Annotated in this window: 17 protein-coding genes and 1 pseudogene; 12 read left to right on the top strand and 6 right to left on the bottom strand. The window is 60.9% G+C overall.

Translation table 11 applies throughout. From position 1 onward, the window contains the following. Positions 1-73 precede the first annotated feature (73 nt). Positions 74-166 (bottom strand): annotated as a pseudogene (locus ACKUG4_RS01610) (DUF6124 family protein); the annotation flags it as partial. Between the two features lie 127 nt (positions 167-293). On the opposite strand from ACKUG4_RS01610, the gene ACKUG4_RS01615 reads away from it, so the two are divergent. After that, a complete protein-coding gene (locus ACKUG4_RS01615; RefSeq protein WP_443525503.1) occupies positions 294-803 on the top strand; it encodes a GNAT family N-acetyltransferase in 510 nt (169 codons plus the stop codon). A gap of 115 nt (positions 804-918) precedes the next feature. Beyond that, positions 919-1,410, top strand: a complete 492-nt coding sequence (locus ACKUG4_RS01620; RefSeq protein WP_445433256.1) for a hypothetical protein — start codon at positions 919-921, stop codon at positions 1,408-1,410. A 245-nt stretch (positions 1,411-1,655) separates the two neighbouring features. On the opposite strand, the gene ACKUG4_RS01625 is transcribed toward ACKUG4_RS01620, so the two are convergent. Both ACKUG4_RS01625 and ccoN read right to left on the bottom strand, forming a co-directional pair. Further along, positions 1,656-1,877, bottom strand: coding sequence for a hypothetical protein (locus ACKUG4_RS01625; protein WP_064596255.1), 222 nt, complete (start codon positions 1,875-1,877; stop codon positions 1,656-1,658). A gap of 15 nt (positions 1,878-1,892) precedes the next feature. Then, on the bottom strand, positions 1,893-3,320 hold the full coding sequence (gene ccoN, locus ACKUG4_RS01630) for a cytochrome-c oxidase, cbb3-type subunit I (protein WP_236190478.1): 1,428 nt from the start codon (positions 3,318-3,320) through the stop codon (positions 1,893-1,895). A 351-nt stretch (positions 3,321-3,671) separates the two neighbouring features. Here ccoN and nirA point away from each other — a divergent pair, with 351 nt between their 5' ends. The 4 genes from nirA (at position 3,672) to ACKUG4_RS01650 (ending at position 7,753) form a co-directional block, all read left to right on the top strand. Beyond that, on the top strand, positions 3,672-5,345 hold the full coding sequence (gene nirA / locus ACKUG4_RS01635) for a nitrite reductase NirA (RefSeq protein WP_445433257.1): 1,674 nt from the start codon (positions 3,672-3,674) through the stop codon (positions 5,343-5,345). Next, the gene (locus ACKUG4_RS01640) at positions 5,342-5,821 is read left to right on the top strand and encodes a DUF934 domain-containing protein (RefSeq protein ID WP_445433258.1); all 480 of its coding nucleotides are present in this window, start codon (positions 5,342-5,344) and stop codon (positions 5,819-5,821) included. The genes nirA and ACKUG4_RS01640 overlap by 4 nt, the downstream gene beginning before the upstream one ends. Before the next feature lie 129 nt (positions 5,822-5,950). After that, the gene (locus ACKUG4_RS01645; RefSeq protein ID WP_445433259.1) at positions 5,951-6,925 is read left to right on the top strand and encodes a hypothetical protein; all 975 of its coding nucleotides are present in this window, start codon (positions 5,951-5,953) and stop codon (positions 6,923-6,925) included. 156 nt (positions 6,926-7,081) lie between these two features. Next, positions 7,082-7,753 carry a DUF3313 domain-containing protein gene (locus ACKUG4_RS01650; protein ID WP_064596259.1) on the top strand — a complete coding sequence of 224 codons (672 nt, stop codon included), beginning with the start codon at positions 7,082-7,084 and terminating at the stop codon, positions 7,751-7,753. A 49-nt stretch (positions 7,754-7,802) separates the two neighbouring features. Here ACKUG4_RS01650 and ACKUG4_RS01655 read toward each other — a convergent pair whose 3' ends face one another. The 3 genes from ACKUG4_RS01655 to ACKUG4_RS01665 form a co-directional block, all read right to left on the bottom strand. After that, positions 7,803-8,798 (bottom strand): DUF3829 domain-containing protein, encoded by a 996-nt coding sequence (locus ACKUG4_RS01655; RefSeq protein WP_445433260.1) that lies wholly within the window; start codon positions 8,796-8,798, stop codon positions 7,803-7,805. Then, entirely contained in the window at positions 8,795-10,435 is a 1,641-nt protein-coding gene (locus tag ACKUG4_RS01660) for a J domain-containing protein (protein WP_445433261.1), read from the bottom strand. Before ACKUG4_RS01660 ends, ACKUG4_RS01655 begins: the two co-directional genes overlap by 4 nt. 149 nt (positions 10,436-10,584) lie before the next feature. Continuing rightward, positions 10,585-11,010: a YciI family protein gene (locus tag ACKUG4_RS01665; protein WP_064596264.1), complete on the bottom strand. Its 426-nt coding sequence runs from the start codon at positions 11,008-11,010 to the stop codon at positions 10,585-10,587. 311 nt (positions 11,011-11,321) lie between these two features. On the opposite strand from ACKUG4_RS01665, the gene ACKUG4_RS01670 reads away from it, so the two are divergent. The 6 genes from ACKUG4_RS01670 to ACKUG4_RS01695 all read left to right on the top strand — a co-directional run bounded on the left by ACKUG4_RS01670 (position 11,322) and on the right by ACKUG4_RS01695 (position 21,638). Beyond that, positions 11,322-11,834 carry a hypothetical protein gene (locus ACKUG4_RS01670; protein ID WP_064596265.1) on the top strand — a complete coding sequence of 171 codons (513 nt, stop codon included), beginning with the start codon at positions 11,322-11,324 and terminating at the stop codon, positions 11,832-11,834. 149 nt (positions 11,835-11,983) lie between these two features. Further along, positions 11,984-12,484: a thiol peroxidase gene (gene tpx, locus ACKUG4_RS01675; RefSeq protein ID WP_011333939.1), complete on the top strand. Its 501-nt coding sequence runs from the start codon at positions 11,984-11,986 to the stop codon at positions 12,482-12,484. Between the two features lie 175 nt (positions 12,485-12,659). Beyond that, positions 12,660-13,967 (top strand): MdtA/MuxA family multidrug efflux RND transporter periplasmic adaptor subunit, encoded by a 1,308-nt coding sequence (locus ACKUG4_RS01680; RefSeq protein WP_085611729.1) that lies wholly within the window; start codon positions 12,660-12,662, stop codon positions 13,965-13,967. Continuing rightward, positions 13,964-17,068 (top strand): MdtB/MuxB family multidrug efflux RND transporter permease subunit, encoded by a 3,105-nt coding sequence (locus ACKUG4_RS01685; protein WP_445433262.1) that lies wholly within the window; start codon positions 13,964-13,966, stop codon positions 17,066-17,068. The genes ACKUG4_RS01680 and ACKUG4_RS01685 overlap by 4 nt, the downstream gene beginning before the upstream one ends. Further along, positions 17,065-20,172: an efflux RND transporter permease subunit gene (locus ACKUG4_RS01690; RefSeq protein WP_064596272.1), complete on the top strand. Its 3,108-nt coding sequence runs from the start codon at positions 17,065-17,067 to the stop codon at positions 20,170-20,172. The genes ACKUG4_RS01685 and ACKUG4_RS01690 overlap by 4 nt, the downstream gene beginning before the upstream one ends. After that, positions 20,169-21,638, top strand: a complete 1,470-nt coding sequence (locus ACKUG4_RS01695; protein ID WP_064596274.1) for an efflux transporter outer membrane subunit — start codon at positions 20,169-20,171, stop codon at positions 21,636-21,638. The genes ACKUG4_RS01690 and ACKUG4_RS01695 overlap by 4 nt, the downstream gene beginning before the upstream one ends. The last annotated feature ends 11 nt before the right edge of the window (positions 21,639-21,649 follow it).

Below are 21,649 nucleotides of genomic sequence, written 5' to 3' on the forward strand. Positions count from 1 at the left end.
GCATAAATTTTGTTCTGGTTTTTTAAACAGACTCAAAAAACGGCCCATGCAGGGCCGTTTTTGGTTTCAGCACTCAGGGCCGCGGCTCAGCCGCCAACTCCAGATTATCCAGCGCCCGATTCACCGCCAGTTCCCCCAGCATGATCAGCTGCGCAATCCCCAGCAGCACAGCAATGGCGCAAGCCGTTGTGGCTTGCCGGACGTTTCGGTCAACGGCTTTAAACAGTCGTGGCGAATCCGTGAAGAAGCGGTTTACAGTGACCGGCCACGCACTGATCCAGGAGGGATCTTTCATGCCTGAGCACAACCCCGCCATTCACCTCGAGCGCTACAACGAATCCCACGTCGAGGGCATCACCGCGCTCTATAACGACCCGGCCGTGACCCGGCAGGTGTTGCAGATGCCGTTTCAGACCACCGAGGTCTGGCGCAAACGCCTGGCGCCGGACAACGAGCGGGTGGTGCAACTCGTGGCGCTGCATCAGGGGGTGGTGATCGGCAATCTGGGGCTGGAGCAGTATTCACGGATTCGCCGCAGCCATGCGGGCAGTGTCGGCATGGCCGTTGCGGTAGCGTGGCAGGGCAAGGGTGTCGGTTCGAAGCTGTTGGCAGCGGCGCTGGACATCGCCGACAACTGGATGAACCTGCACCGGGTCGAGCTTTCGGTGTACGCCGATAACGAGGCGGCCATCAAGCTCTATCGCAAGTTCGGCTTCGAAAACGAGGGCCTGTTCCGCGATTACGCTGTGCGTGACGGGCAATGGGTCGACACCTTGAGCATGGCGCGGCTGCGCAAACGCTGACCTTCTATCCGTCAATGGTCGAGAGGACGACCGGGTAGGCAAATGACTTGCACGGTCGTCATCGGCATCTGCCATGCTCAAAGTCCGCAGCACCGCTCCTTGAAGGAACACCGCAATGGACGACGTACAGCAACTGGGCGAAATGCTTCGCCACTATGCCGACAGCGAAGCGCACAAGAAGCAATTGTTCGAGACGCAATCGGCGACCTGGGCCACACGGATTACCGAGTTGTTCGGGCAGATCCAGCAATGGCTGGAGCCGGTGCAGGCGCCGGGGTTGCTGGAGGTCAGTCGCGAGGCTTATGTGGCGTTCGGGCCGAGCACGCCGGTTGAGACCTCAACCTTCAAGACTGAAAAACTGAGCATCGTGATTGCCGGCAAACCGGTGGAGTTCGTGCCGGATGTGATGGGCAGCGGTGGACAGATTTCGCTGGCGGTGGTGGGGCTGACGGCAGCGCGTTATGGGAGTGTTTCGTTGGTGGGGCTGCCGGGTGGGGAGTGGCAGTGGCGCAAGACCAATGGGTTGAAGGATCCGGATACCTTTGCCTTCGATGCGAATTTTCTCGCGCAGCAACTGCAGAGCCTCATCCCTCGCGACCGCACCTAAGATCAAAAGCCTACCCCCTCATCGGAACGCCGCCCGCCCAACCCCTCCCCCAAGGGGGCGAGGGGGAAAGGGAGCAGATCTTCGTGGTTGTCAAAAACTCAGTTCACGGGGAAAGGGCAGTTCTTCGTTGTTGATATTGCATTCACCTTCGATTTTTCAGGTCGGCGTAACTCGAAAGTACAACCCGGTCAGTTCCCTCTCCCTCTGGGAGAGGGCTAGGGTGAGGGCCGCGCGGCTGACACACCTCACATCTCAAGATTTACCCACCCCGGCTTCGCCACCTCCGGCGCCACCGCTTTCACGGTTTTACCGGTAGCCAACTCAACCCGCCGAGCCACCTCCGGATCATCCGCAAACGGCGTCAGACTCGCCTCATCCAGACTCTCGGCCGTCTCGTGCCGCAGGCAGTACTCAACCGCCAGCCACAGAAACACCACGCCCAACACATTCAATAAAACATCGAACATGACCAGCTCCCTTGATCAGGCGATCTGCGCTTCACGATGGGCGAGTGCAACGTCGGCAACCCGTACCGTGCGCCACACGTTATAGGCCATCAGCAACATGCCGCTGAGGAAGAACACCCCGCCGGCAAAGCGCACGATGAACCCCGGATGACTGGCTTGCAGCGCTTCGACGAACGAATAGGTCAGCGTGCCGTCCTCGTTGATCGCCCGCCACATCAGGCCCTGAGTAATGCCGTTGACCCACATCGAAGCGATGTACAACACCGTGCCAATGGTCGCCAGCCAGAAGTGCAGGTTGATCAGCGGCGTACTGTGCATGCGCTCGCGGCCAAACACCTTGGGCACCATGTGATAGGTTGCGCCGAAGGTGATCATCGCCACCCAGCCCAGCGCCCCGGCGTGGACGTGGCCGATGGTCCAGTCGGTGTAGTGGGAGAGGGCATTGACGGTCTTGATCGCCATCATCGGCCCTTCGAAGGTCGACATGCCGTAGAACGCCAGCGACAAAACCAGGAAGCGCAGGATCGGGTCGGTGCGCAATTTATGCCACGCGCCGGAGAGGGTCATCATCCCGTTGATCATCCCGCCCCAGCTCGGCGCCAGCAGGATCAGCGACATCGCCATGCCCAGCGACTGCGCCCAGTCCGGCAGTGCGGTGTAGTGCAAATGGTGCGGGCCGGCCCAGATGTACAGGGTGATCAGCGCCCAGAAGTGCACGATCGACAACCGGTACGAATACACCGGTCGATTCACCTGCTTGGGCACGAAGTAATACATCATCCCGAGGAACCCGGTGGTCAGGAAGAAGCCCACCGCGTTGTGGCCGTACCACCATTGCACCATCGCATCGGTAGCCCCGGAATACACCGGATAGGACTTGAACCAGTCCACCGGAATCGACAGGTGATTGACCACATGCAGCATGGCAATCACCAGGATGAACGCGCCGAAAAACCAGTTACCGACGTAGATATGCTTCGTCTTGCGCTGCACCACGGTGGTGAAAAACACCACGGCGTACGCGACCCAGACCACCGCCATCCACACCGCGCCGGAGAATTCGATCTCGGCGTATTCCTTGGTGGTGGTGTAGCCCAGCGGCAGGGTGACCAGCATGATCACGATCACCGATTGCCAGCCCCAAAAGGTGAAGGCTGCGAGTTTGTCCGAGTACAGCCGCACCTGGCAGGTACGCTGCACCGCGTAGTAGCTTGCGGCGAATTGCGCGCTGCCGGCGAAACCGAAAATCACCAGGCTCGTGTGCAACGGTCGCAAGCGGCCGAAGGTGGTCCACGGCAAGTCCAGATTCATGTCCGGCCATACCAGCTGCGAGGCGATCCATACCCCCATCGCCATGCCCACGACACCCCAGAAAACAGTCGCGATGACGAATTGGCGGACGACCTTGTAGTTATAAGCCTGTCCGATTGTTGCTGTGCTCATGGTCAGTTCATCCACGGTTGCAAAGTCTTGCCAGGCCACCCGGTCTGGCTCGAACTGCACTGTAGAAACCCCACCGGAAACAAAACAGGCTCAGGAATTGATCATTTATGCGGATCAGATCCAGGCGCTGCCTGCGGCCATCTGCCGCGTCCTGATACGGTTTTTATGCGTTCAGGTGAATCTGTTGTGCACTGCGCCGTTCGTCCATAGTCGTAAAAAATCCTGTGGGAGCGGGCTTGCTCGCGAATGCGGAGTGTCAGCCAACAAGTCAGTTGCCTGACACTCCGCATTCGCGAGCAAGCCCGCTCCCACAGTTTTAACCGTGATCAAAACTGATGAGGTAGCCGCTGCATGTACCAGTACGATGATTACGACCGGGCGCTGGTGTTCGAGCGCGTTGCGCAATTTCGCGATCAGGTCGAGCGCTTCATGGCCGGGGAGTTGAGCGAAGAAGAGTTCCTGCCGCTGCGCCTGCAGAACGGTCTGTACCTGCAAAAGCACGCCTACATGCTGCGGGTGGCGATTCCCTACGGCACTTTGAGCGCCGAGCAGATGCGCACACTGGCAAGCATCGCCCGGGACTACGACCGTGGTTACGGCCACTTCACCACCCGGCAGAACATGCAGTTCAACTGGATCGAACTGCACGAGGTGCCGGACATTCTCGAGCGTCTGGCCCAGGTCAACATGCATGCGATCCAGACCTCGGGCAATTGCGTGCGCAACATCACCACCGAAGCCTTCGCCGGGGTCGCGGCAGATGAACTGATCGACCCGCGTCCGCTGGCGGAAATCCTGCGGCAATGGTCGACGATCAACCCGGAATTCCTGTTCCTGCCGCGCAAGTTCAAGATCGCCATCTGCTCGGCGAAGCAGGATCGCGCGGCGATCATGATGCACGACATCGGCCTCTACCTTTACCCCGGTCGCGACGGCCAGATGCTGCTGCGGGTGATCGTCGGCGGCGGTCTGGGGCGCACGCCGATTCTCGGTCTGCAAATTCGCGATGGCCTGCCGTGGCAACACTTGCTGTCTTACGTCGAGGCGGTTTTGCGGGTCTACAACCGTCACGGCCGACGCGACAACAAGTACAAGGCGCGGATCAAGATTTTGGTCAAGGCGCTGGGCATCGAGGCGTTCGCCAAAGAGGTCGAGGAGGAATGGCAACACCTCAAGGACGGCCCCGCGCAGTTGACCGAAGCTGAATACCAGCGGGTCGCCAGTGCCTTCGTGCCGCCGAGCTACCGCACGCTGGCGGGTACCGATCTGGATTTCGGCACGCACCTGGCCGACAACCCGGCGTTCGCCCGTTGGGTCGCGCGCAACGTTCAGCCGCACAAAGTGCCGGGCTACACCAGCGTGGTGCTGTCGACCAAACCGGGCCTGGCCTCGCCGCCGGGGGACGTCACCGATGCGCAGATGCAGGCCGTGGCCGAGTGGTCCGAGCGCTTCGGTTTCGGCGAAATCCGCATCGCCCACGAGCAGAACATCGTCCTGCCGGATGTGCCCAAGTCCGAGCTGTATGCGTTGTGGCAACTGGCGAAAGAGCACGGGCTGGGCGCCGCCAACGTCGGCCTGCTGACCGACATCATTGCCTGCCCCGGCGGTGATTTCTGTGCGCTGGCCAACGCCAAGTCGATCCCGATAGCCCAGGCGATTCAGGCGCGTTTCGACAACCTCGATTACCTGCACGACCTCGGTGACATCAGCCTGAACATCTCCGGCTGCATGAACGCCTGCGGCCATCACCACATCGGCAACATCGGGATTCTCGGCGTCGATAAGAACGGCAGCGAGTGGTACCAGATCACCCTCGGTGGCGCGCAAGGCAAGAACAGTGCGCTGGGCAAAGTCATCGGCCCGTCGTTCAGCGCCGCCGAAGTACCGCAGGTCATCGAGCGGATCATCGGCACCTTCGTCCGTTATCGCGAAGCTGAAGAATTGTTCGTCGATACCGTGGCGCGCATCGGACTGGAGCCGTTCAAGGAGCGGGTCTACCCGAAAGCGTTGGAGGCCTCGGTATGAACAATCTGCTGCGGATGGAGGCGAGTGGGGCGCGGATCGTGCCCGATGATCCATGGACGTTGATCCGCTCGCCTGAAACGGCTGACAGCACTGAAATGCTGATTCTGCCGCTGGCCCACTGGCTCGAATCGCCCTCGACCCACGCGGTCTGGCTGGGCCCTGACGACGGCGTCGAAAGCCTGTTGCCATGGCTGACCTCACTGCCACTGATCGCCCTCGACTTCCCGAGCTTTCGCGACGGCCGCGCCTACAGCCAGGCCTATCTGCTGCGCAGCCGCTTCGGCTGGAAAGGTGAGTTGCGCGCCATCGGCGATGTACTGCGCGATCAACTGAGCCACATGCGCCAGTGCGGTTTCGACAGCTTCGCCGTGCGCGAGGACAAGTCCGCCGAAGATGCGCTCAAGGGCCTGGCCGGGATGAGCGTGTTGTACGGGCGCTCGGTGATCGAGCCGCGACCGTTGTTCCGGCGCAGGTGATGCAGGGGAAACCCTTAGAACCCTGATGAATCGGGGATTTTTCCTTGGGTGGATGGTGGCCTTTTGGTAGAGTCCCCGTCGCCAGCGGGTTTTCGGCTGGACGACGGAACGAAGAAGGGAGTCTGATCAGTGAGTCCGGGCAAAAAAATTCTGGGCATCACCGCGTTGCTGCTGATGGTGACGCTGTGGGCCGGTTACATCTATGTGTTCAACGAAAACCGTGGCGGTCAGCTCGGTGGTGTCGGCGAAAGCACCGCCTGGTGCGGCACACCGCCGAATTCGGAAGCGGCGCTGCTGGGCAAGGATCAACTGACCCTGCGCATCACCAACAACCTGCGCGGCGAGTTCATGCTCAGCGGCGCGGTGGTGGTCTCCGAACGTACCTTCAACCGCTATGACCTGGGCCGCAACGAACTGCGTCTTCGCCTGGAACCGTTGCAATGGTCGTTTGGCGTCACGCCGATCTTCCTCGAACAGGTGAAAGTCCTGCCCCTGAGCCGCAACCTCGCCTCGACCGACAAGAGCGCCTTCGCCGAACTCGAATCGCGGCCGATCAGCGTCCAGGGCCGGGTCACCGAGTTTCCTTTCGACACCTATCGCTACGGCTACAAGCCAGTCCTGTATTACCTCAAGGGTAGCGAGCGCATCGACCTGCGCTTCAAGAACATCACCACGCTGATGGAGATGTCCAACACCTTCACGCCGATCCAGAAGTACAACCGCGCCGACTACATCAACGAGAAAAACTCGATGATCCGCGACGAGGACTACAAGGCCTACGGCCCCCACGAATGCGCATTCAGCGTCGAGCGCAAAGGCTCGTTCAAGGTCGTGGTGCTGTTGATGCTGCTGGTGCTGTGCCTGCCGTTGCTGCTGGTGTTCTACCGCGATGAGCCGGGGATCGACTTCCTTGCCACGCTGGTGGGGATTGGCGTGGTGCGCACGGTGCTGGTGGGGCCGGTGCAGGATTTCCAGCTGTACAACATTGATTTTCTGTTCGGTGCGGCGATTCTGCTGGTGGGCACGGTGTCGCTGATCAAGGCGATGCGGGCCAACAGCCGGCGGGAGATGGCGTTGCGCAGCGGAGAGACTTCGAGCTGGTAGAAGAAGGCCTTGAGCACCCGTGATGGTCCGGACCTTTCAAAGGTCCGGGCCCGGCGTTGCGCAATGTTGGGGTTTCTGATCGCAAACGGCGCGAATTTAGCTATACCTGTAACTCCCCCGACGCAATAAATTCGGCCTTCCGACAGGAGTTACAGCATGAAGCTAGCCGTAATGATGAGCACCCTGTGCATTGCCACGCTGGGCGTGGTGGGTTGCTCCAGCAAAACCGTCGCACCCGACGAGTACTCAGGCTTCCTCAAGGACTACAGCCAGCTGAGGGAGGCCAAATCCCCGTCGGGGGCCGAAGTGATGCGCTGGATCGACCCGAAAGTCGACATCGGCAAATTCACCAGCTTCTACGTCGAACCGACCCAGCTCTATCCCAAACCGCAACCTACCGTGAAGATTCCGCAGCAGACCCTTAACGGCATCACCAGCTATTACGATCAGGCGCTCAAGCGTGAACTGGGTAAATCCCTGCCACTGGCCTCAGGCCCCGGGCCTGGTGTGATCGTGGTACGCGCGGCGATCACCGCCGTGAGCAGCAAGACCGAAGGCCTGCATGCTTATGAGGTGATTCCGGTGGCATTGGTGGCGGCAGCGGTCAGCACCGCCAGCGGCATTCGCGATCAGGAAACCACGTTGGCGACCGAAGCGGTGTTCCTCGATGGCGGCACCAACAAGGTGGCGGCGCAGGTGGTGCGCAAAGGCACCGGCAAACCGCTGGAAAACGATTCGCAGGTGATGAAGGCCGATGACGTGAAAAGCGTGATCGATGGCTGGGCGGCGGATCTGCATCAGTCCTACCTCAAGCTCAAGGCCAAGTAAGACCGGCACGCCGGGTCGCCCCTGAGGGCGATCCGGCGTGTGCACTGCGTCAGAAGCTGGCGCGGGCCAGGCGGTTGTAATGGCTGAGCAAGCCGTCGTAACGGCGGGTCACGGCGTAGTAGTCCTCGCTCAAACGCTCGGGCTTGGCGTGGTTCTGCCAGTCGGCTTGCAGGGTGTTCAATGCTTCGAGATAGTTTTGCCCCGGCTCGCCGATGCGCAGCCACAGGTCCCGTGCGGCATCGGTCTTGTTCTGGAATCCACCCGTACGCGGCGCGAGGTAGGGTTCGCGACGGTTCCACGCCTGTTGCAGCTTTGCGGTGGTGTCGGCCAGCAACTTCGGGGTCAGGGTGCGGTTTTTCATCGCTTCGTCGAGCACGTCGATGGTCTCCCGCGCCTGAATCATGTACGCCAGCAAGTCCCAGTGAATGTCCCGGCCCAGACGCGCTTCGATCAGTTTGAGCTGTTCGGCACGTTGCGTGGTGTCGATGGGCAGCAAGCTTTGCCGCAGAGCTGTCGAGGCGCCGATATACTCCTGTGAAACGCGCTCGATCGCAGCCAGCTCTGCAGGGGAGGGCTGTTGCGACCCGGAGCTGAAGCTCGCCTCTCGGTAAAACCGCGTGGGTGCAATGGTGGTCGTGACGTGAGTCAGTGCCTGGACATACTCGTTGGCCTGTCGCGCCAGTTCAGGCTGCCAGGCCAACAGTTCGAGTTTTTCCGTGAGGCCCTGACCGCAGACATCGCGCTGAATGTCTCGCACATTGAACGCGTCGCTGTCGTCGAAATCATTGAGACTCTTCAACCAGCGTTGGTCGCGGGGCAAGGGCGGTTGAGGGTTCTTGTAGCGGTCGTAGGCCACTCGCCATTGCACGTCGATCCGGTTGACGCAGGCGATCACCGGGCTCAGGGCATTGGCTTGGGCGGTGATCGGTGCATCGCGCTCGTCCAGCCAGAGGTCCAGCTGAAGGAACGGGCGGGTCGCGCCCGTCAGCCCCATGATCACCAGCGCGAAGAAGATCCCGACGCAAAACATCACTCTGGTGGTCATGGGCGCGCCTCCTTGCCGTACCACTGTTCAACGGTGGCTGGTGCGCTGCATTCGGCGGTGGTGGCCGGCAAGCGGCTGCACAAACGTTCGGTCCAGGGTTGCAGGCCCTGATTGCGATTGACCGTGCCTTGGCTGGCGACCACTTTGAATACGCCGAGCACGATGGCTAAAACCAAGATTCCGAGGATCGTCACGCCGACTTTCACGGCAGGTTGGTTCTCTTCCCAGGACCCCCGTGGCCTGGACTGCCAGCGGCGCACCAGTCCGAAGGTCGCCAGGGTCAAGGCATACACCCCGCCGGCAATCGGGCCGAAAAACCAGCTGAGCCCGGCCACCATCAACGCGCCGGGCACCAGGTCGCGCAACACGCCGAACGGCGGCGAGTCTTTGAGGGATCCGGGGCAAAGAACAGCGCTGAGCCGGTCATCCAGCCGCCATACGCGATGGGCGACGTTGTGCACCAGCCAATTGAGCCCGGCCACGATCACGCCGAACACCACGGTCGAGATCATGACGATATTGATCAGCCCGCTGAGGCGCAGGCCCAGCGGAATGTAATGGGTGAACGCACCGATCAGGCAGGCCAGCACAACGCCCACATACGTCGGCCAGTCATTGAAGCTCAGTTCCCAGCTTTGCCAGAAAAACGCGGTGCCGCCGGGCATCTGTGCGCAGACCTTGGGGTGATTGGCGTACAGCTCGGAACTCAACTTGCGGCACTGCGCCCAATCTTCTTCGCGCAGGCGTCGGGCCAGCGCGCGGCGGGCACTGAATGAGCCGGTGCCCAGCAGCAGGCGGGCGGCGCGGTGTTCGGGGGTGACGGCGGGCTCCGTGGCCAGTTGTTGCTGGTGAGCCAGGAAAAGCGGCGCATTCTGGCGAGCCAGCAGGCGTTGCCATTCGCCGTCAGGGCAGGGATTTCCCGTGCAGCCGTGCCAGCCTTGATTGTTGCGCACCCGTTCGAAAATCTCGGGAGACCAGACCGGGGCATCCAGCAGTAAATGGCTGAGCATCCGGTTGAACCATTCCTGTTGCAGTGCAATCGCGAGCCAGTTGTGCTCCCCGCAACGCTCGTAGGCCTGGAGGAAACCTTCAACGTCTTCGCGTTCAAGGGCATCGTGCATCGGTTGCACAATGCGCGCGCGTTGTCGATCCAGCAACAGGTCTATCGATATGTGGTCGAGTTCGAGGCGTTGCCAGGCGCTGAACCAGAAGAAAGTCGGGATGGCCCAGTCCACCAGCGTCTGCGAAGTCTCGGGGTGTTCAATGCAATGATGCAGCACCGTGTCTTCGAAGATGTGCGCGCAGCCCTCTTCGCGGGTGATGGCAAGGCGACGGTTCAGCTCTTCGATGCCGAGCCCGTCCAGCGGGCGGATCGCCAGTTTCAGGGCATCGACCTCGACCACGGTAAGACCGCTCAGGTCCCAGGACTCTTGAATGTCCTGATTCTGCTCCTCATCCTGCTCTTCGTACCGCTGCCATGCCTTGTAGGCCAGCGCCTGCTCATAAGCATCGCGCAGCCGCTGGAAACCCTCGGGATCGTCGTCGGGGCGGGTCTGTTTAAGCAGGACGGCATATTGGCGTTTGATCGTGCGCACATCGGCGTCGGCCGATAGGCCAAGGACGGTCCAGCAACTCATTGCGATGACAACTCCATAAAAAACGCGACGCGATCCAGTGGTGGCATTGTGATGTTGCGCACCCTACCTGTTTCGCGTCGAAAAGTCCCCGTGTCTCGCTCAGTCGTCACCGGCCTTACGGAAAATGCTGACGTGCTCGATTCGGGGCTTCAGTGTTTTTTGGCTTGCTCGCGTATGCGTTCTTCCTGCTCGCGCAGTTCCGGGGTGAACTCGGCGCCGAAATCTTCCGCGCTGAACACTTGGCGAATCTCGATTTCCGATTCAGTGCCCGGCATGGGATTCGGGCAACGCTTGACCCACTCGATAGCTTCCTCTTTGGACTTGACGTCCCAGATCCAGTAACCGGCGATCAGCTCTTTGGTCTCGGCGAACGGGCCGTCGATCACGCTACGTTTTTCGCCACTGAAACGTACGCGGGCGCCTTTGCTGCTGGGGTGCAAACCGTCGGCTGAAACCAGGATGCCGGCCTTGGCCAATTCTTCGTTGTAGTTGCCCATGTCGGTCAGCAACTGTTCGCTGGGCATCACGCCGGCTTCGGAATCGTGGCTGGCTTTGACAATGATCATGAAGCGCATGGTGTTTCTCCGCAGGTGAGTGGGGGATTCATGGCTTAGTCGAACGGGCCGGGCTTGAATCGACAGATAGATCAAAACGTCAGCACTGTCATTCACCGGCTATGCCCCTCAAAAATGGCTTCCTCGGCGCTAGTTTTTAATGGTTATTGAAACGCTACTTAATATGCTTGGATGATATAAAAAACTGTCATTTATAACAGTTGGATAAACGCGTTGCTGGATATAGGTTGAACTTTTAACAGGCGAGTTTTAGTTTGCCGAAAATTTCCTGATGGTACATGTTGAAAACATCTACGCAAATGGAGAAAGTCATGAGCACGGACAGACCGAAAGATGATACTGCGCAAACCAGAAATGTACTGGTTCCTTTATTAAAGGAGGCTATCGCAGCCTCCCGGTACCAGGCTGTCGATATCACATTAACTCCGGCAACGGGAAAGGAAGGTCCCGGCGAACGGGAGCCGCTTCAAACCGGAGAGAGAATGCTTACGGCACAAACCGGCGGCATTCACCCATTTCGCGGAGAAATGTATTTCAAATGGCGATCCTTGGATGCAGGGGTTCGATTTGAAACAATTGAATACAGGATTGATAAGGGAAATAACAGCGGAGGAAACAGTGCCAATGTTGGAGCTATTCTCGCTGGCGGGTCTCTAGCCATTGCGGAAATAGACAACGGTATTCAAGACAGGGAATGGCATACCTTGGCCACCAATCTCGATGTCATCCGGTCCAGCACGATCCTGCTCGCAGCCACTTTCGTATTTGATAAAAGCTGGGCTGATGATCCCGAGGCTAGTGCAATCGATACTATCACCCCCTGACTTGGTGATGGCTTGAGTGGATGGGGAGCCGCCGATACTGATCACAGCATGCCACTGTTGGTTCAGTATCGGCATAGGCTGCAGACGTCATTTCGTGGTTAACTTCGGCCTCGAGATTCTCACCCATAACATTCAGAAGGACTCCGTTCATGGCTCAAGTCACGCTCAAAGGCAACCCGGTTCAAGTCAACGGCCAACTGCCACAAGCCGGTTCCAAGGCGCCAGCCTTTTCCCTGGTAGCCGGCAATCTGTCCGACGTCACCCTGAAAGACTTCGCCGGCAAGCGCAAAGTGCTGAACATCTTCCCAAGCGTCGACACCCCGACCTGCGCCACCTCCGTGCGCAAGTTCAACGCTCAGGCCAACGACATCAGCAACACCGTGGTGCTGTGCATCTCGGCTGACCTGCCGTTCGCCCAGGCGCGTTTCTGCGGTGCCGAAGGCCTGGAAAACGTACAAAACCTGTCGACCCTGCGCGGCACCGAGTTCCTCGAGAACTACGGTGTGGCCATCGCTGACGGCCCGCTGAAAGGCCTGACCGCCCGTGCGGTGGTTGTACTGGACGAAAACGACAATGTCCTGCACAGCGAACTGGTCAAGGAAATTGCCGAAGAGCCTAACTACGAAGCGGCGCTGTCCGTTCTCAAGTAAGCGCTTTTACAATTGTTAACGGCCTGGCTCTGTCCAGGCCGTTTTCATTTGTGTATCAGTGTTTTGCCTCACACCTTGAAACGTAAGTGGAAGGTAAATTGCCGGTAAAGCTGCTTTGCTAAATCCCGGCCAGTGCTTATCGTTCAGCCTCCCGTAAAAGAAGCCCACGCGCCCAATGGTTAATCACTCCATGCAATCGTCTTCCCGAAACTCCCGTCGCTGGCTGCTGAGCCTGCTTGTCTTGCTGGTCATTGCCGGTCTGTGCTGGAAATTCTGGCCCGCTGGTTCGGCCCACAAGGAGGGAGGCGAGAAGGCGCAGGCCGGCCATACCGGCCGTTCGGGGATGATGCGTCCGGGCTTCGGCGGGGCGGCGGGGCCGATTCCGGTGCGCGTGGCGCCGGCAGTCACCGGGGACTTCCCGCTGTACTACAAGGCCCTCGGTACGGTCACGGCGCTCAACACCATCAATGTGCGCAGCCGGGTCGGCGGCGAACTGGTGAAGATTTATTTCGAGGAAGGGCAAATGGTCAAGGCCGGCGACCTGTTGGCGGAGATCGACCCGCGTCCGTACCAGAACGCCTTGCTCCAGGCTGAAGGCACCTTGCTGCAGAATCAGGCGCAGTTGAAAAACGCTCAGGTCGATGTCGAGCGCTATCGCGGCCTGTACAAGGAAGATAGCATCGCCAAGCAGACGCTGGACACCGCCGAAGCCCTGGTCGGCCAGTATCTCGGCACCGTGAAAACCAATCAGGCGGCGGTCAACGACGCCAAGCTCAATCTCGAATTCACCAAGATCCGCGCACCGATTGCCGGTCGCGTCGGTCTGCGTCAGCTCGACGTCGGCAATCTCGTGGCGGCTAACGACACGACCTCCCTGGCTGTGATCACCCAGACCCAACCGATCAGCGTGGCTTTCACCCTGCCGGAAAACAGCCTGGAAACCGTGCTCGCCCGCTACCGCAGCGGCGCCAAACTGCCGGCGGAGGCCTGGGATCGTGGCGACACCAAACTGCAGGCCACCGGTGTGCTGCAAAGCCTCGACAACCAGATCGACGTGACCACCGGTACCCTGAAATTCAAGGCGCGCTATGAGAACCGCGATCAGTCGCTGTTCCCCAACCAGTTCGTCAACGTTCACCTGCTGGCTGACACCTTGAAAGGTGTGGTACTGGCTCCGTCGGCTGCCATCCAGTTCGGCACCAACGGCACCTTCGTCTACGCGCTGGACGGCGACAAGAAAGTCACCATCCGCCAGTTGAAGATCGGTGCCAGCGACGGCGAAAACACGGTAGTCACCGAAGGTCTGGCCGCCGGCGACCGGGTGGTGCTGGAAGGCACCGACCGTCTGAAGGAAGGCAGCGAAGTGGAAGTGGTCAACGACAGCAAGGATGTGCCGACCACCCCGACCGAACACCTGCAAGGCAAGTCCGCCGCCACCGCGCCTGATGCCACCGTCACCGACAAGGCCAAGAAGGGCGCATGAACATTTCGCGTCTGTTCATCCTCCGCCCGGTCGCTACCACGCTGAGCATGCTGGCCATCGTGCTGGCCGGTCTGATCGCCTATCGCCTGCTGCCGGTTTCGGCCTTGCCGCAGGTCGATTACCCGACCATCCGGGTCATGACTTTGTATCCGGGCGCCAGCCCGGACGTCATGACCAGTGCCGTCACCGCGCCGCTGGAACGTCAGTTCGGGCAGATGCCGGGCCTCACGCAAATGGCCTCGACCAGTTCCGGCGGCGCGTCGGTGCTGACCCTGCGGTTCAGCCTCGACATCAACATGGACGTCGCCGAACAGCAGGTGCAGGCCGCGATCAACGCCGCGACCAACCTGTTGCCGACCGACTTGCCCGCGCCGCCGGTGTACAACAAGGTCAACCCGGCGGACACCCCGGTGCTGACCCTGGCCATCACCTCGAAAACCATGTTGCTGCCCAAACTCAATGACCTGGTCGACACGCGCATGGCGCAGAAGATCGCCCAGATCAGCGGCGTCGGCATGGTCAGCATTGCCGGCGGCCAGCGTCAGGCGGTACGGATCAAGGTCAACCCTGAGGCCCTCGCGGCCAACGGCCTGAACCTGTCGGACGTGCGCACGCTGATCAGTGCGTCCAACGTCAACCAGCCCAAGGGCAACTTCGACGGCCCGACTCGGGTGTCGATGCTCGACGCCAACGACCAACTGACGTCGCCCAAGGATTACGCCAACCTGATTCTGGCCTACGCCAACGGTGCGCCGCTGCGGCTCAAGGATGTCGCGCAGATTGTCGACGGCGCCGAGAACGAGCGTCTGGCGGCGTGGGCCAACCAGAATCAGGCTGTTCTGCTGAACATCCAGCGTCAGCCGGGCGCCAACGTGATCGAGGTGGTTGACCGGATCAAGGCGCTGCTGCCAAGCATCACCGACAACCTGCCGGCCGGTCTCGACGTGGTCGTGCTGACCGACCGCACCCAGACCATCCGCGCTTCTGTCACCGACGTGCAACATGAATTGCTGATCGCCATCGCACTGGTGGTGATGGTGACGTTCCTGTTCCTGCGCCGCGCCAGTGCCACGATCATTCCGTCGGTGGCCGTGCCGCTGTCGCTGATCGGTACGTTCGGCGTGATGTACCTCGCCGGCTTCTCGGTCAACAACCTGACGCTGATGGCACTGACCATCGCCACCGGTTTCGTGGTCGACGATGCGATCGTGATGCTGGAGAACATCGCGCGTTTCATCGAGGAGGGCGACAGCCCGATGCAGGCTGCGCTCAAGGGCGCGAAGCAGATCGGTTTCACCCTGATTTCCCTGACCCTGTCGCTGATCGCGGTACTGATTCCGTTGCTGTTCATGGCCGACGTCGTGGGGCGGTTGTTCCGCGAATTCGCCATCACCCTGGCGGTGGCGATCCTGATTTCCCTGGTGGTCTCGCTGACCCTGACGCCGATGATGTGCGCACGTCTGCTCAAGCGTGAGCCGGAAGCCCATGAGCAGGGCCGTTTCTACCGCGCCAGTGGTGCGTTCATTGACTGGATGATTGCCGCTTACGGGCGCAAGTTGCAGTGGGTGCTCAAGCACCAGCCGCTGACCCTGCTGGTGGCCATCGGCACGCTGGCCCTGACCGTGTTCCTTTATATGGTGGTGCCCAAGGGCTTCTTCCCGGTGCAGGACACCGGGGTGATCCAGGGCATTTCCGAAGCACCGCAGTCGATTTCTTTCGCGGCGATGGGCGAGCGTCAGCAGGCGCTGGCCAAGGTGATTCTGGAAGATCCGGCGGTGGAAAGCCTGTCGTCCTACATCGGGGTCGACGGTGACAACGCCACGCTCAACAGCGGCCGGTTGCTGATCAACCTCAAGCCCCATGGTCAGCGTGATCTGACCGCTACCGAAGTGATTGCCCGCCTGCAACCGCAGCTGGACAAACTGGTGGGCATCCGTCTGTTCATGCAGCCGGTGCAGGACCTGACCATCGAAGACCGCGTCAGCCGTACTCAGTATCAGTTCAGCATGTCGTCGCCGGATTCCGAATTGCTCAGTCTGTGGAGCGGCCGTCTGGTCGAAGCACTGGCCCAGCGCCCGGAGCTGACCGACGTCGCCAGCGACTTGCAGGACAAGGGTTTGCAGGTGTTCCTGGTGATCGACCGCGACGCCGCTTCACGGCTGGGCGTGTCGGTCTCGAATATCACCGATGCGCTGTATGACGCGTTCGGCCAGCGGCAGATTTCGACCATCTACACCCAGGCCAGCCAGTACCGCGTGGTGCTGCAGGCTCAGGCCGGAGAGAAGATCGGCCCGCAGGCGCTGGATCAGATTCACGTCAAGACCAGCGATGGTGGTCAGGTGCGGTTGTCGAGCCTGGCCCATGTCGAGGAGCGGCAGGCGCAACTGGCGATTACCCACATCGGCCAGTTCCCGGCGGTGATGATGTCATTCAACCTCGCACCGGGCGTGGCGCTGGGGCATGCGGTGGACATCATCGAACAGGTGCAGAAGGACATCGGCATGCCGATCGGCGTGCAGACCCAGTTCCAGGGCGCCGCCGAAGCGTTCCAGGCGTCGTTGTCGAGCACCTTGCTGCTGATTCTGGCGGCGGTGGTGACCATGTACATCGTGCTCGGCGTGCTTTACGAGAGCTACATTCACCCGATCACCATTCTGTCGACCTTGCCGTCGGCGGCGGTCGGGGCCTTGCTGGCATTGCTGCTCAGTGGCAATGACCTGGGGATGATCGCGATCATCGGCATCATTCTGTTGATCGGTATCGTGAAGAAGAACGCGATCATGATGATCGACTTCGCCCTCGACGCCGAACGCACCCAGGGCATGGCGCCGGAGCAGGCGATCTATCAGGCGGCGCTGTTACGCTTCCGGCCGATCCTGATGACAACGCTGGCTGCGCTGTTCGGCGCGGTGCCGCTGATGCTGGCCACCGGTTCCGGCGCTGAATTGCGTCAACCGCTGGGTCTGGTGATGGTCGGCGGGTTGCTGGTGAGTCAGGTGCTGACGCTGTTCACCACCCCGGTGATCTACCTGTACTTCGATCGTCTCGGCCGGCGCTGGGGCCGTGCTCCTTCGGCCGTGGAGCCGGTGGAACAGCCATGAACCTGTCCGGTCCTTTCATCAAACGCCCGGTGGCGACCATGCTCCTGAGCCTGGCGATCATGCTGCTGGGCGGTGTGAGCTTCGGTCTGCTGCCGGTGTCGCCGCTGCCGCAAATGGATTTCCCGGTGATCGTGGTGCAGGCCAGCCTGCCCGGCGCCAGTCCGGAAGTCATGGCGTCTACCGTGGCCACGCCGCTGGAGCGCTCGTTCGGCGCCATCGCCGGCGTCAACACCATGAGCAGCCGCTCCAGCCAGGGCTCGACCCGGGTGATTCTGCAATTCGACCTCGACCGCGACATCAACGGCGCGGCGCGCGAAGTGCAAGCGGCGATCAACGCCTCGCGCAACCTGCTGCCGAGCGGGATGCGCAGCATGCCGACCTACAAAAAGGTCAACCCGTCGCAGGCACCGATCATGGTGCTGTCGCTGACCTCGGATGTGCTGGAAAAAGGCCAGCTCTATGACCTGGCGTCGACCATCCTGTCCCAGAGCCTGTCCCAGGTGCAGGGCGTCGGTGAAGTGCAGATCGGCGGCAGCTCGTTGCCAGCGGTGCGCATCGAACTCGAGCCCCAGGCGCTGAACCAGTACGGCGTGGCACTGGACGATGTGCGCAAGACCATCGCCGAAGCCAATGTGCGCCGGCCCAAGGGCTCGGTCGAAGACGACCAGCGTCTGTGGCAGATCCAGGCCAACGACCAGTTGGAGAAAGCCAAGGATTACGAATCGCTGATCATCCACTACAACGGCGGGGCGGCCCTGCGTCTGAAGGACGTGGCCAAGGTCAGCGACGGCGTGGAAGACCGCTACAACAGCGGTTTCTTCAACGATGACGCGGCGGTGCTGCTGGTGATCAATCGCCAGGCCGGCGCCAACATTATCGAGACGGTCAACGAGATCAAGGCGCAGCTGCCGGCGTTGCAGGCGGTTCTGCCGGCCAGCGTCAAACTGAATCTGGCGATGGACCGTTCGCCGGTGATCAAGGCCACCCTGCACGAAGCGGAAATGACCCTGCTGATCGCCGTCGCGCTGGTGATTCTGGTGGTGTTCCTGTTTCTCGGCAATTTCCGTGCGTCCCTGATTCCGACATTGGCGGTGCCGGTGTCGCTGGTCGGCACCTTTGCGGTGATGTACCTCTACGGATTCTCGCTGAACAACCTGTCGCTGATGGCGCTGATTCTCGCCACCGGGCTGGTGGTGGACGACGCCATCGTGGTGCTGGAGAACATTTCCCGGCACATCGACGAAGGCGTCAAACCGATGAAGGCCGCGTACCTCGGGGCCAAGGAAGTCGGTTTCACCTTGCTGTCGATGAACGTCTCGCTGGTGGCGGTGTTCCTGTCGATCCTGTTCATGGGCGGGATCATCGAAAGCCTGTTCCGCGAGTTTTCCATCACCCTGGCCGCGTCCATTGTGGTGTCGCTGGTGGTTTCCCTGACGCTGACCCCGATGCTCTGCGCCCGCTGGCTCAAACCCCATACACCGGGCGAGGAAAACCGCCTGCAACGCTGGAGCCGCCGCACCAACGACTGGATGGTCGGCAAATACGCCACCAGCCTCGATTGGGTGTTGCGTCATCGGCGCCTGACCTTGCTGAGCCTGATCATCACCGTCGGGGTGAACGTTGCCCTGTACGTGGTCGTGCCGAAAACCTTCATGCCGCAGCAGGACACCGGCCAGTTGATCGGTTTCGTGCGCGGTGACGACGGCCTGTCGTTCAGCGTGATGCAGCCGAAAATGGAGACCTTCCGCCGCGCGGTGCTCAAGGACGAAGCGGTCGAGAGTGTGGCCGGGTTCATCGGTGGCACCAACGGCACCAACAATGCCTTCATGCTGGTGCGCCTGAAACCGATCAAGGAGCGCAATATCTCGGCGCAGAAAGTCATCGAGCGCCTGCGCAAGGAAATGCCGAAGGTGGCCGGTGCGCAGCTGATGCTGATGGCCGACCAGGACCTGCAATTCGGCGGCGGTCGCGAGCAGACTACCTCGCAGTACAGCTACATCCTGCAAAGTGGTGATCTGGGTGAGTTGCGCGAGTGGTACCCGAAAGTGGTCACCGCGCTGCGGGCCTTGCCCGAGCTGACCGCCATCGACGCCCGCGAAGGCGCGGGTGCGCAGCAGGTGACATTGATCGTCGACCGCGATCAGGCCAAACGCCTGGGCGTGGACATGGAAATGGTCACTGCGGTGCTTAACAACGCCTACAGCCAGCGGCAGATTTCCACGATCTACGACAGCCTCAACCAGTATCAGGTGGTGATGGAGGTCAATCCGAAATACGCCCAGGACCCGGTCACGCTCAAGCAGGTCCAGGTGATCACCGCCGACGGTGCACGAATTCCGCTGTCGACCTTCGCTCACTATGAAAACAGCCTGGAAGACGACCGGGTCAGCCACGAAGGCCAGTTTGCTTCCGAGAGCATTTCCTTCGACATGGCCGAAGGCGTGACGGTGGAGCAGGGCAGCGCCGCCATCGAACGGGCGATTGCCAAGCTCGGTCTGCCGGAAGACGTTATCGTGAAAATGGCCGGCACCGCCGATGCCTTCGCCGCTACCCAGAAGAGCCAGCCGTTCATGATCCTCGGTGCGCTGCTGGCGGTGTATCTGGTGCTGGGCGTGCTGTATGAAAGCTACATTCACCCGCTGACGATTCTGTCGACGCTGCCTTCGGCCGGGGTCGGTGCCTTGCTGTCGATCTATGTGCTGGGCGGCGAGTTCAGCCTGATCTCGCTGCTCGGATTGTTCCTGCTGATCGGCGTGGTGAAGAAGAACGCGATCCTGATGATCGACCTGGCGCTGCAACTGGAGCGTCATCACGGCATGGCGCCGCTGGAGTCGATCCGCAGCGCCTGTCTGCAACGTTTGCGGCCGATCCTGATGACCACGCTGGCGGCGATCCTCGGCGCCTTGCCGTTGCTGCTCAGCCGGGCCGAAGGCGCGGAAATGCGCCAGCCGCTGGGCCTGACCATCATCGGCGGGCTGATTTTCAGCCAGGTGCTGACCCTTTACACCACGCCTGTGGTTTACCTCTATCTCGACAAGTTGCGCCATCGTTTCAACAAATGGCGTGGCGTGCGCACCGATGCCGCTCTGGAAACTCCGCTATGACTGACCGTTCGCTTATCAATCTGGCCACTGTCCGCGGCTCGCGCCTGCTGAGCCTGTCTCTGTGCGTGGCGATGCTCAGTGCCTGCGCCGTCGGCCCGGACTACCAGCGCCCGCAGACCGCCGAAATCGCCCAGTACAAGGAAGCCGAAGGCTGGCGTCAGGCCAACCCGAGCGATTCCCTGGCGCGCGGCGCGTGGTGGGAGCTGTATGGCGACCGTCAGCTCAACCAGCTGATCGAGAAACTCAACAGCTCCAACCAGACCGTCGCCCAGTCCGAGGCCCAGTACCGTCAGGCCCAGGCCTTGGTGCGCAGTGCGCGCGGCGCGTTTTATCCGAGTATTGATCTGAGTGCCGGCAAGACCCGTTCCAGTCAGGGTACCGGTAGCAGCAGTTCAAGCCTGAGCAGTTCCTCCAGCGGTATTCGTGACACTTACAGTGCGCAACTGGGCGTGAGTTGGGAAGCCGATGTCTGGGGCAAATTGCGCCGTGGCCTGGAAGCCAATGAGGCCAGCGCTCAGGCGAGCTATGCCGATCTGGCGGCGATGCGTTTGAGCCAGCAATCCGAGCTGGTGCAGAACTACCTGCAATTGCGGGTGATCGATCAGCAGAAACGCCTGCTCGAATCGACAGTGGCCGCTTACGAGCGCTCGCTGAAAATGACCATGAACCAGTACAACGCCGGGGTTTCCGGGCGGGACGCGGTGGCGCAGGCGCAGACCCAGCTGAAAACCACTCAGGGTGATCTGGTGGACCTGATCTGGCAACGGGCGCAGTTCGAAAACGCCATCGCGGTACTGACCGGCCAGCCGCCGGCCGAATTCAATATTGCCGAGACCCAGGACATTCCCAAGCTGCCGCAAATTCCGCTGAGCCTGCCGTCGCAGTTGCTCGAGCGCCGTCCGGACATCGCCTCGGCGGAGCGCTCGGTGATCGCCGCCAACGCCAACATCGGCGTGGCCAAGGCTGCGTACTACCCGGATTTCAGCCTGAGCATGAGCGGTGGCTACAGCAGCAGTACCTCGCAGAACCTGATCAGCCTGCCGAACCGCTTCTGGTCGGTAGGGCCGAAAATGACCCTGCCGCTATTCGACGGCGGCATCCGTTCGGCCGAAGTCGACCGCACCGAAGCGGTGTACGACCAGACCGTGGCCAAATACCGCCAAACCGTGCTTGATGGCTTCCGCGAGGTGGAAAACTATCTGGTGCAGTTGAAGGTGTACGAAGACGAAGCGGTCGTGCGCCAGGAAGCCCTCGATGCGGCACGGGATTCCCTGCGTCTGACCGAAAACCAGTACAAGGCCGGGGTGATTGCTTATCTCGATGTGGTGACGGTGCAGGCGACGGCGTTGAGCAACGAGCGCAGTGTGTTGAACGTGCTGCAGAGCCGTTTGATCGCCAGCGTGCAGTTGATTGCGGCGCTGGGCGGTGGTTGGGATGGGCAGTTGGAAACCACTGATAACCGCTAGCCTGTTGATCG

Source organism: Candidatus Pseudomonas auctus, assembly GCF_048654275.1.
Classification (GTDB): domain Bacteria; phylum Pseudomonadota; class Gammaproteobacteria; order Pseudomonadales; family Pseudomonadaceae; genus Aquipseudomonas; species Aquipseudomonas pharyngis.